Annotated in this window: 5 protein-coding genes; all 5 read left to right on the top strand. The window is 58.7% G+C overall.

Annotated elements, in window-relative coordinates; all coding sequences use genetic code 11:
* The first annotated feature begins 29 nt into the window (after positions 1-29).
* The 5 genes from QM590_RS25110 (at position 30) to QM590_RS25095 (ending at position 11,707) form a co-directional block, all read left to right on the top strand.
* Positions 30-3,434 carry an Eco57I restriction-modification methylase domain-containing protein gene (locus tag QM590_RS25110; RefSeq protein ID WP_269596800.1) on the top strand — a complete coding sequence of 1,135 codons (3,405 nt, stop codon included), beginning with the start codon at positions 30-32 and terminating at the stop codon, positions 3,432-3,434.
* Between the two features lie 188 nt (positions 3,435-3,622).
* Entirely contained in the window at positions 3,623-7,240 is a 3,618-nt protein-coding gene (gene drmA, locus QM590_RS25105; RefSeq protein ID WP_269596801.1) for a DISARM system helicase DrmA, read from the top strand.
* A complete protein-coding gene (gene drmB, locus QM590_RS26025) occupies positions 7,240-9,108 on the top strand; it encodes a DrmB family protein (protein ID WP_411741389.1) in 1,869 nt (622 codons plus the stop codon). The genes drmA and drmB overlap by 1 nt, the downstream gene beginning before the upstream one ends.
* The gene (drmC, locus tag QM590_RS26020) at positions 8,997-9,836 is read left to right on the top strand and encodes a DISARM system phospholipase D-like protein DrmC (RefSeq protein ID WP_411741388.1); all 840 of its coding nucleotides are present in this window, start codon (positions 8,997-8,999) and stop codon (positions 9,834-9,836) included. Before drmB ends, drmC begins: the two co-directional genes overlap by 112 nt.
* A 164-nt stretch (positions 9,837-10,000) precedes the next feature.
* Entirely contained in the window at positions 10,001-11,707 is a 1,707-nt protein-coding gene (locus tag QM590_RS25095; protein ID WP_269596803.1) for an ATP-dependent nuclease, read from the top strand.
* Positions 11,708-11,757 lie beyond the last annotated feature (50 nt).

Here is an 11,757-nt window from a genome sequence, read left to right as displayed (position 1 = left end):
CACCGTGAGGAGCGATCCTCACAGATCAGATGTCAACCAAAGCCGGGGCAGTCCCACCGGAATCGTTCGCTGCCTTCGTGGCGCTACTGCAACGGTCCAGATTTCTCGCAGTCGCTGATGACGACACCTTGCCCGAGCTGTTCGCGGAGAGCCTCGAGGCGCAGGAACAGGTCACCGAGACTCTCGGCCTTCAAGTTCGGGACGCCGTCGAGCTGCTGCTCGAGACGCTGGACCGTCTCGATTCAGAATCGGGGGTCCTTCAGGGAGTCGATGATGATGACCTATATGACGGTGTAGTCACGGTCATGATGCGGGTCGTGTTTCTCCTTTTCGCGGAGGAGCGACGACTACTGCCAAGTGATGACGACATTTATGTAGCCGCGTACAGCGCGAGCCGCCTGGTAGAACAACTCGAAGCTGTCGAATCCCTCTCCGGTGCGCAGACGTTAGAGCACCGTACCGGTGCATGGCATAGATTGCTCGCCACTAGCCGAGCCCTGCACGCAGGCGTCGCGCACGAAGATCTCAGACTTCCCGCGTATGGCGGTGCCTTGTTCGACCCCTCCCGCTTTCCTTGGTTGGAGGGACGCACAGGAATCGAAGGTGCAGAGAGCCTCCCGCCGGCGGTCGACGACGCCACAGTGCTGCGGCTGCTTCGTGCCGTCCAATACGTCGAGGTGGGCGGTGAGCGACGTAGATTGACTTTCCGCGCGCTGGACGTCGAGCAGATTGGATACGTCTACGAAGGGCTCCTGGAGCTGGAGGTGAGAACCGCCCCCGAACCGATACTTCAGTTGATCCGGTCTAAAGACTGGCCGAAGGGTAAGGAACCCAGCGAGCTTCGGCTGTCCGAATTGCAGAAATGGCTTTTACAGACTCCGCCGAAATTGGCTGCAGAACTGAAAGCCAGGACCGGCCGGAGCGAGAGCCGCCTAGAGAACGACCTTGCTTCTGCGCTCGCTCAACACGAATTGGACGCCCTCCGACGCCATGTCGGTGGCGACCTTGCGGACAAGGTACTTCCGGTCGCCCCGGTATTGCGTTGGGACTCCCTCGGAAGGCCGGCGGTCATCACCAAGGGACGTCGATTCATCGCGCCGTCTACTCGACGCGCGTCGACCGGGGCTCACTACACGCCTCGGGTATTGGCAGAGGAAGTCGCCGACAATGCTCTCGAGCCCTTAGTCTACCGACCCGGGCCCCTTGAGACGGCAGACCGCAACTCGTGGAAGATTCGCCCGTCCACGGAGATTCTTGACCTTCGGGTCGCGGACATAGCAATGGGGTCGGGTGCCTTTCTCGTCGCAGCATGCCGCTACCTTGCGGACCGACTCATCGACGCCTGGCAGGAAGAAGGTCGACCAGATGCCGTCTTGACCGCTCGTCATTCGAAACAGGGACGATTCTCAGCTGACGCGGAGGTAGAGCAGTTGTCCCTCGATGCCCGACGTAGAGTCGCCGACCGCTGTTTGTACGGCGTCGACATCAATCCTCTCGCAGTCGAAATGGCAAAGCTGTCCCTGTGGATTGTGACGATGGATCGCGAACGCCCATTTGGATTTCTAGACGATCGCTTTGTGGTGGGGGACAGCCTGCTCGGCATTACTAGCCTCACCCAACTTGAGCACCTCCATCTTTCGCCAAGAAATGTTGCGACATTCGACACTCTTTTACGTGAGGACGAGCTTAGAACGGCCGCTGATCTTCGGCGCATGATCACCGCTCACCCCGTCACCACCGGCCGCGATGTGCAGACCAAGCTAGGGCTCCTCGCAAAAGCGCGCCACACCACCCGAAATCTCCATGCCCTCGCCGACGCATTAGTCGGGGTGGGTCTACGTGCCGCGGAATTAAAAACCTCAAAGAAGATCGACATTGCGTTTGCTTCGTTTGCCATGACAGTTGAGGCCGCCGCTCCAAACTGGACAGAAAATCTCAGAGGACAGATTGCCGCCGTGCAGGGCGGTCGCCCGCACGGCGCGTGCGTTCGTCGTCCTCTTCAGTGGCCTTTAGAATTTCCGGAAGTTTTTGCAGACACAACCTCCCCAGGTTTTGACGCAATAGTCGGAAATCCACCCTTTCTTGGGGGGAAGAAAATCAGCGGCATGCTAGGACTCGACTACGCCGCCTTTCTTCAGCATTGGGACGGTCAAGGAAAGCGAGGAAACGGGGACCTCGCTGCGCGTTTCGTCCTCCGCGCGTCCGCTTTGCTAAATAGCCAGGGGCAACTTGGGTATATCACCACAAATACGCTAGTGCAGGGCGATTCCCTTGAAATTGGGCTGTCGGAAATCGCCACGCGTGGCTTCACGTTTCGTCGCGGGAACCCCAGCCACCCATGGCCAAGCACTAGCGCGAATCTCGAAATTATTGACCTGTGGGCAAGCCGCGCTCCGGTCTCCCCCGCTGGCCTCCGAGAGCTGGCAGGCGAGTCTGTTCCATTTATCGGAGCCGATCTTGAGCTACAGGGCCGAGTATCGGGACGCCCTCAAAAACTTACCTCTAACGAATCCCTCGCATTCCAGGGTCACAATGTTCTTGGAGTTGGTTTCACAATGTCGCCGTCCGCCGCACGAGACTTACTTGAGCAAAATCCCGAGAGCCGTATAATTCTAAAGCCGTACATAAATGGAAAAGACCTAAATCAAACTCCAGACTGCACCGCCAGCCGTTGGATTATAAGCTTTGAGGAAAGAACATTTGAGGAAGCCAGAAAATTTTCAGAGCTTATCGATATCGTGGAAAGAGAAGTGAGACCCGCTCGGAATAAGCAAGATCGTCAGCGCTATCCAAGGATGGTCAACGAGTGGTGGAAATTTTGGCAATACCGGATTGGCCTTGAAGCAGCAATAGCCCCCCTAGAACTGGTTCTCGCAATGGCGCAGACCAGCAATGCCCTCCAGCCAGTGCGAGTATCGGCAAGGCAAGTTTTTGATCAGAAAGCAGTTATATTCGCCACAGAGGACTATGCATTTCAGGCAGCGATGTCGTCGTCGTTTCATTTCATATGGTCAGTTCGCTACGCGGCTACTATGCGGGTAGACATCAGTTACGCTCACACTGATGTATTCGCTTCATTCCCACTCCCCTCGGTGACTCCAGCGCTCAGCTTGCTTGGCAAACGCCTCGATTCCGAGAGGAGGACCCTCATGCTTGGACGCGGATGGGGCTTGACAACGACCTATAACCACGTGCACGACCCTTCGGACCACGATCCAGCAGTACTTGATCTCCGCGAAATACATTCCGAGATCGACCGTGCGGTCATGGCGTCGTACGGGTGGGATATCGACCTCGAGATTGGACATCACCCCACAAAAATTGGCATTCGTTGGACCGTGTCTCCCCGAGCGCGATTTGAATTGCTCGACCTTCTTCTTGAGGAAAACCATCGTCGAGCTGGAGTGGTAGCAGTGGCTCAAGCCCTTGCCTGAGCCGAAAACGATGTCATCTGCTTGAAAAGCGGGCTTGTCCGGCAACTGGTCGAACCCAGCGGGAGACGACGCACTCCTAGGCCTGAACCTCTCTAATGTCAGAACCCCACGACCGGGTTGCTCGGCGTTCAGGATTCCGCAGCGATTCAAACCGTTCCGGTCGGTGTCAGCTAGTAGCGTGACCAGAGATGAGCATTGACACTGCAGCTGCAGGCCCCACATCCTCGTACGACGTCCGCGCCGAGCTGGAACAATTGCTCGAACGCGATCTCCTCGGGCCACGCGACGGCGATGAGGAAGAACTCCCTCCGGGAGTGCCGCCAGCGGAGCGCTATCTCATCGGCAGACTGGTTCCTCGCACCCGACCGTCGGAACCTGCCCCCGCCGTCAGCTCCACCGACGAAGAAGATTCGGCCGACGGTCCAGCAGTCGACGCTGACCCCGATCTCGTCGACAACGAGGTCACGGACGCGACAGGATCTCCGGGCGACGACGTCCCCGTCACGCAAAGCGCTCGCACTGGAACCATGGCCGCGTCTGCGATCGGATTGTCGTTTCAAGTCCCCCTTGATGTGGAAAAGATCGTTGTCACTGCATCTTGGGGTTCGTACACACCAACCGCGTCTGAAGTCCATGTCACCGCACAGGGAAAGCCACGGCGTGTGTGGCGGCGTACACCACGCGGGGGCACTGTAGAGGTCGACCTGACCTTGGCCGAGCAAGCTCCGACGCCCATCGATTCAGACCAAGAGCGAGTTGTTCTGCGGGCAACCGTGAGGGACCGCGGAGAGGTACGGCTGGTCGATCTGGCCCTGGTGAACGATCAGGGAATCCCCGACTCCAGCCCCGACACGGCACGGATCTACCAGGTCGGCCTGGTGGTCACAGCTCTCGACGGGTTTGCATCAGTGTTTCTGGCCCATAACGACCCCGACACGAGTGAGCCTCCCGCCAAGCAGGACGCTGAGCGGCTTCATTTGGCTCTTCTCTATAGGGGTCGCCGTGAATACTCACACGGTCGCCAGTGCGCCGTCGACCCTGATGTACGCGACGGCGAGGTGCGCGCCTGGCGGCTCAGTACGACGAGCTTTCCGGCTGCTGACGTCGCCCTAACCGTCCCGGGGGATCCTGCGAGTATGCCCGGCCTGGTCGCCGACATGGCCCGTCTGGGCAGTCCTGAATTGGCACGCGACGACCTCGACAGAGCCCTCCGCCCGCTTGCCACCGGTTACCGTCGGTGGTTGGCCGACCAGCGAGAGAGACTCGACGATAGCGAAATTCGCCGCTACCGACCGGCGGGGGCTATCGCGCTGGACACCGCAGACACCATGGCTGATCGTCTCGACAGGGCGATCACCTTGCTGCGGGATGATCCCCACGCCAGGGAGGCGTTCCGTTTCGCCAATCAGGCGATGGCCCTCCAGCGCGTGCGCAGCGAGATGGTCCGAGAACGCACCGCCGACCCCACTGCAACAGTCAGCGATTTACTTCGTCGTTTCGATGTACCTCGCCAACGAAGCTGGCGGCCTTTCCAATTGGCGTTCGTGCTGCTGTGCTTGCCGGGGCTCACCGATCCTTCCCACCCCGATGCGCATCGAGACGAGATCGGTGAGGCGCAACTGCTGTTCTTTCCCACTGGCGGCGGCAAGACTGAGGCCTACCTCGGACTGACCGCATACACGCTGGGGCTCCGCCGCCTCCAAGGTGTCGTCGGTAAGGGCTCGGACGCGAGGGACGGCACAGACGGAGTGGCCGTCTTGATGCGCTACACGCTGAGACTGCTTACTGCACAACAGTTTCAGCGTGCTACGGCACTCATCTGCGCCTGCGAGATATTACGCCGCGAACGTGTTTCCGCCGGGGACTCACGCTGGGGATCGACCCCGTTCCGCATCGGGCTATGGGTGGGTAGCGCGGTGACACCGAACTCCTTCAGCGAGGCTCGTCGCGCGATCGAAGACACGAAGGGCCAGGATGACGCGGTGGGGGGACCCCTTCAGCTTGCCTCATGCCCCTGGTGTGGATCTCGCCTGTCTGCGGGTCGCGACCTACTCGCGCACGAGAAGCGCAGGAGAGTGTTGCTCTTTTGCAGTGATCCAGAGGGTGATTGCGCCTACAGCCCACGCAACTCACCGGACGAGGGCTTGCCGGTCCTTGTCACCGACGAAGAGATCTACCGACTGACTCCCAGTCTGGTGATCGGCACCGTAGACAAATTCGCACAGCTCCCCTGGCGTGCATCAACCGCATCACTTTTCGGCACGGTGAATCAACGCTGCCCACGACACGGTTACATCAGCCCCGACAACGACAAATGCACAGGACGACATCCGAAAGCTGGACCGCTGCCGTCGACCACCGCGCAGCCGGTGATGGCGCTGCGCCCACCGGACCTCATCATTCAGGATGAGTTGCACCTGATTGCCGACGCTCTGGGTTCGATGGTCGGACTATACGAGACTGTCATAGATGCGCTGTGCACCAGAACTGAGAATGGAAAGCCAATTAGGCCGGTGCTGGTGGCATCGACCGCAACCGTGCGACGGGCCCGCGACCAAGTTGAACAAGTCTTCGCGCGCGACCTGTCGATATTTCCGCCACAGGTACTCGACGCAGGTGAGACTTTCTTCTCGACTGTTGTGTCGCCAAGTCCTGCTACCCCAAGTCGGCGCTACCGCGGGATCTGCGCGACCGGTGAACGATTCAAAGCCATAGAAATTCGGGTTGCAGCGGCGCTCTTGGAACACAGTCAACGATTGTTCGACAAGTACGGCGACGCAGCCGACCCCTACATGACTCTTGTTGACTACTTCACGTCGACGCGAGAGTTGGCGGGCATGCGCCGTTTGGTGGAGGACGACATTGCGGACAGATTGACTTCCCAGTCCGTTGGAACGCGTCGCAGGCGTCCCCTGGTTACCGAATTGACCAGCCGCATGCCGAGCAGTCGTATTGCGACCACTCTTGCCGACCTAGAGCGACCATTCAGTACTCGTTTCGACACGAACGCCGCGATGGATGTCCTCCGCGGCGGACCTGTCGCGGAGAAAGAGCAACTAAGCGAGGCAATTCGAAACAGAGGGGTCCCGGCAATCGACGTCCTGCTAGCTACATCGATGCTGCAGGTCGGTGTAGACGTCCAGCGATTGGGACTCATGCTGGTCACGGGGCAACCCAAAAGCACCGCTGAGTACATTCAGGCAACCTCTCGCGTCGGCCGCAACACGGGTCGACCGGGCCTCGTGGTGACGCTCTACCAGTGGAGCCGCCCTCGCGACCTGGCTCACTACGAGACCTTCGGATACGACCATGCGACGTTCGGTATGCGCGTTGAGGGCCTGACCACAACTCCTTACAGCGATCGGGCTTTGGACCGGGGCCTGAGCGCTGTTTTAACTGCTGCACTGCGCCATTCAGGCACACCATGGCTAGCAAACACAGCCGCTGCCACTGTCCCAGTCACGGGGCCTATGGCAAAACGAGTGTTGGGGATGTTCACTGCTCGCGCAGAGCGCGTTACCCACGACACCGCACAAACGGCGCTAGTACGCGATCTGGTGCAGAGCCGGCTCGACAAGTGGCACCACCAACGAACACATCTCCCGACTGGCACCCTCGGTTATGAGCAAGCAGCGGATGTCACCGGACTGCTCCACAAACCTGACGAGTCTGCTTGGGGCACCTGGACGGCGCCAATGAGCTTGCGTGAAGTGGAACCCGAGGTACTGCTTCAGCTCGATGGGCGTGACAACAGCCTGGACGACGCCCCCGCGTGGACCTACGACCGAACACTGAAGGATTCGTAATGACCACAGCTGCTCCATCTTCGAAGGTCACGGGACCTAAAGGTCAGCCCAGTCGCATTGGCGGAGCCAGACCCAGCCATCTGGTGACCACCGGAGGCAGCGGGGCGATCGTCGACCTACCGGGCATGAGTGTGATCGTCAAGGGAACAGAGAGCTGGCCTCTCGAACGAGCTGAGACCATCGTCGAACCGCGATTGCTAGAGAAGATCCGCGCCACCCTGGGCCCGCAGGTCAACGCGCTCCACACCGCGCCGTGGGATCCTCAAGACAGCGACGACCCGTGGACACGGACCGGCGTTCCGGTGTCACCTTTCCCGCGCTGGCTTCGCTGCCCAGCGTGTCACCGGCTCGGACCGCTGGACCCACCTGGCCAGTTCGACCTGGTCCACCGTTACGGCCGAAGACCCGACCTTGCAAAGTTTGTACACACCACGTGCCAAAAGCAGACGCAGAAGGCCGCACGTAACAAGCGGGCGTGTCTTCCTGCACGATTCCTTGTCGCTTGCGATGCGGGGCATCTCGACGACTTTCCATACGTCGATTTCGTACACAGCGGTAGGTCCGAGCCGTGCGGTGGGCCAAAGTTGGTGCTCCGAGACAGTTCCAGCACCCTGGGGCCGCGAGTCACGATCACCTGCGTCGAATGCTCGTCATCGCGCAACGTCTCTCAAGCCAGCGGCCGGGACGGGTGGGAAGCGCTTCCAACTTGCAGAGGCCGTCATCCACATCTACAAGAATTCGAGCCGTGTGGCCGAAATCTACGACTTATGGTGCTCGGTGCATCCAATCTATGGTTCAGCATCACAGCAAGTGCCTTACACCTACCGCAGAGCCAGACAGTCGCGGACATAGTCAGTGCGAACTGGGAAATTCTGGGTCCGCAGCCAAACGAGGCTGTGGTCGGACTACTGGTTGGACAGTTGGATTCACTGCGTACGCTTCGAGACTCGAAGACATCAGAAGTGTGGTCGGCAATCGAAGCCCTCAGAGCGTCCGGAGGGCCTGTTGACGCTCCTCCTCAGACTGACTTGCTCCGTGCCGAATGGGACTTGCTTTCACACCCCACGACCCAGCAACAAGACGACGACTTTCGAGCGGTGCCCATAAGTGGTCCCGACGGGTACAACCACCTACTTCAGCAAGTCGTTTTGGTAAGTCGCCTCAGAGAGGTCCAAGCCCTCGTCGGATTCACCCGGCTCACTGCACCGGACCGCCGTGAATTGGATCCCGGAAATCGGCTGAGCCTCAGTCGGACCAACAGCCCGAAATGGGTGCCCGCATTCGAGCAGCGTGGTGAGGGAATATTCCTCGAACTACCCGAACCTCGAGTACGCCAATGGGAGCGGGAAGTGTCCGAGCATCCCAGGATCGTAGCAATGCAGGATGCGTTCGCACGTTGGTCTGCGAATCGAGATCGCCCCGTCGACGCCACCTTGCCTATACCGCGATTCTTACTGCTGCACACACTCAGCCATCTATTGATTCGTCAGGTCGCTCTCGAATGTGGATATGGCTCGTCAAGTATCCGGGAACGGATATACGTCGGAACGACGGCTGAGCCGGCCACCGGGATCCTGTTGTCGACCGCTGCCAGCGACAGCGAAGGCACTCTTGGCGGGCTGGTTGCGTTAGGTCAACCGCAGCACCTGAAGCGGTTGCTGGACAATGCCTTAGTGGATGCCCAGAGATGCTCCTCGGATCCAATTTGCGCGGAACATGTTCCAGAGGATCCATCCGACACTCTGCATGCAGCAGCATGCCACGCGTGTCTGTTTGCGTCCGAGACAAGCTGCGAGACAGGCAATCGATGGCTGGACCGAGCGGTAGTCGTCGAACTAACTGGCGACAATCTCGCGTTCTTGCGATGACGGAAGCGTCAGAGGTTGTATCACTTTCGGTCAGCTTGAGCCGACGTTTGCCTCCGGCAGACATCCGACGGATCGCTTCCGCGCTCTTGATACCTCACGGATTGAATACACTCCGGGCAACAGCAGGACAGCGCATTCGTGAAGCTTGCGACGAACTGCATACGCTACCGCGGGACAGTGCTACTCGGTCACTTGCAGCCGGCGTTCTCCTTGGAAGTGTCGAGCACGATCCCGGGCAAAGCAGTGTCATCCCGGTTTGGACTGGACCCGATCAAACTGCGTCAAACCGTCTCACATCCGCAGTGGTGATTGATTTAATCGCCAATGCAGCAGAAAATGTCCTCATAGTCGGCTACGCGGTCCACAATGAGCCGAGTGTTGCGTCGGCGCTTCAACAGGCAGCCAGTCGGGGTGTCGCGATTACCTTGGTTGTAGAACGCTCTATCGACAACACCAACTTTTCAGGGGGCAGTCATCCCTTCCCTGGGTTGGTAGCTACTCGGTTGTGTTGGCCCGCAAACTTGAGGCCCGCGGGCGCGTCGCTACACGCGAAGCTGCTCGTCGTAGACGATTCCGCAGCGCTGGTCGGAAGCGCGAACATGACTGGCGCTGCACTCGGCAAAAATCTCGAGTGCGGGCTCCTGGTTCGCGGTGGTTCCGCCCCGGTAAAGATCAGGGAGCACGTTGATCAGCTGCGCAGCAATGGTCAACTGCAGGTGGTGAATTGAAGTACACACAGATAACCTATTTGGCGCGGCCCCAGTTAGCCGGACCGCATCTTTCTCTCCATAGTCGTTGGCAGCTTGCTGAGCTGCGATGTCATCATTGTTTCTACCGCACGAGGTTTATGAAACGGCCAGTCGCTCAGCGACACTAAGTCAAGTCCGAACTGGTGGTGTCGAAAGAATCCACGCTCAGTGAAAGGTTTTTTATGCGCCTGACTCATGTCAAGATCAGTAACTTCCGCAGCCTCGTGGGTGACCACGAATTTGATCTCACAGACGGAACGAATTTTGTTGTGGGCCCGAACAACTGCGGAAAGTCGAACCTGCTGACAGCGATCGAGATGGCGATGGATCCTGACGCGGTCTTCGACCCCGAGCGAGATCGACCGGCTTCGTCTCAGGGCGTGGGCGGATGGGCCAAGTCTAGAATCGTCATGGTATTTCAAAAAACCAATGGATCCAGCCCAGAGAAAACTCTAATTGCCCGCGCTTTGGAGTACGAAACTGCGTTGCGCGCCAAACAGGGAAAGACGACGAGTCAACAGGGTCGCACTCACGCCGAGAATGACTGCGTTTACCGCGTGGTTGCCTTTGGTGCCGCAGGCGCTCGGCAAGTGTCGTACCAAGCGAAGGGCCTCGGGGCCGTGTCAATGCCGGTCGATAGCGAGGAACATACGAAGCTGGAGGCTCAATTCCTGAGGGTGCTGAGGTTCGGCGTCGTTCATAGCGGCCAAGATCTACGATCAGTACTCAGCGGGAAATTCCGGGAGATTTTGCAGCTTGTTATCAACGATCATCTTTCGGCTGAGATGGTGGAAATTGATAAGTTGCGGCAAACCTATCTAAACGGGCTAGAGCGGAAGCTGTTGAAACCGCTGCGTGAACAGGTGCAAACGAACGTCGGCGGAATGTTCCCCGAAGTCAACTTAGTCAACCTTGTACCTTCCGTTCCAACCCTTGGGCAGACACTCTCGGAAGTTGGCGTGGAGCTCGGTGACGGAGCTACCACTGAGCTCACGGGCAAAGGCACTGGACTGAGAGGGGCGGTACTGGTATCTATGCTGCAGTACCTCGCCGATCAAAGCAGACGGTCGCTTGTCTTGGCAGTGGAGGAACCGGAAGCCTTCCTTCACCCCGGTGCTCAAGAACTGTTGGGAGCCCAGCTGCAGCAGCTGGCGCATCGCTCAGAAGTCACTTTGCTTGTCACAACTCATTCGCCACACATAATTTCCCGCGACAGGAAAGACCGAATTTTTGAGCTCACGAAGAACCAGGAGGGACACACTCGCCTCGCACGATCAGCGAACGGCGACGATGATCGAGCTGAGCTCCTCGGTTCGCTCTATAGCGATGCTGGGTTAGCACGTGTTCTGGATCGAGCTACGAAAATCCCGGAGGGTTCTCGCGGGGTAGTAATCACTGAAGGTTACACGGACGACAGGTTTCTCCGCTATGCACTTGAAGCGGCCGGGAAATCAGACCTCATTGACGGCCTGCACTTCTTGCCAGCAAACGGTTCAAAAAAAGTTGTCTTTCAGGCGGTGCTCGCCGAGTCTGCTACGGATGTTCCGGTCATCGCGATTGTCGACTTTGACGAAATGGGTAAGAAGGCTGCTGATCGACTCGAAGACTTCGGGTGGAAGAAGACCGTTCAGATTCTGTCGCTGAATGCATGGCCTGACCGGTGTAAGCGAAACCATGACGTCGAGATTGAAGATCTTCTTCCGACCGCGGCCGCCCTTTTAGCAGGCAAAGCCCTCGGCGATGACGCCCACGATCAAACGATCAAGTGCGGGACCGACAACAGGCATTACAAGTTCTCGAAGGAGTGGAAAGAAGCTGCTCTGGAAAGACTCCCCCAAACGCTAAAGTGACGAGGCTCAGCGAAATTCCCCAACCGCGCTCACCGAAATTCCCCACTCGT

This window comes from Rhodococcus sp. IEGM 1372 (assembly GCF_030056835.1).
Lineage (GTDB): Bacteria > Actinomycetota > Actinomycetes > Mycobacteriales > Mycobacteriaceae > Rhodococcoides.
The sequence above is the reverse complement of the archived record's forward strand: the minus strand, read 5'-3'. Positions and strand labels throughout refer to the sequence as shown.

Bases quoted from the DNA above. Each gene is read 5' to 3' on its own strand.
- QM590_RS25110 (WP_269596800.1), top strand. From the start codon at position 30: ATGTCAACCAAAGCCGGGGCAGTCCCACCGGAATCGTTCGCTGCCTTC.
- drmA (WP_269596801.1), top strand. From the start codon at position 3,623: ATGAGCATTGACACTGCAGCTGCAGGCCCCACATCCTCGTACGACGTC.
- drmB (WP_411741389.1), top strand. From the start codon at position 7,240: ATGACCACAGCTGCTCCATCTTCGAAGGTCACGGGACCTAAAGGTCAG.
- drmC (WP_411741388.1), top strand. From the start codon at position 8,997: ATGCCACGCGTGTCTGTTTGCGTCCGAGACAAGCTGCGAGACAGGCAA.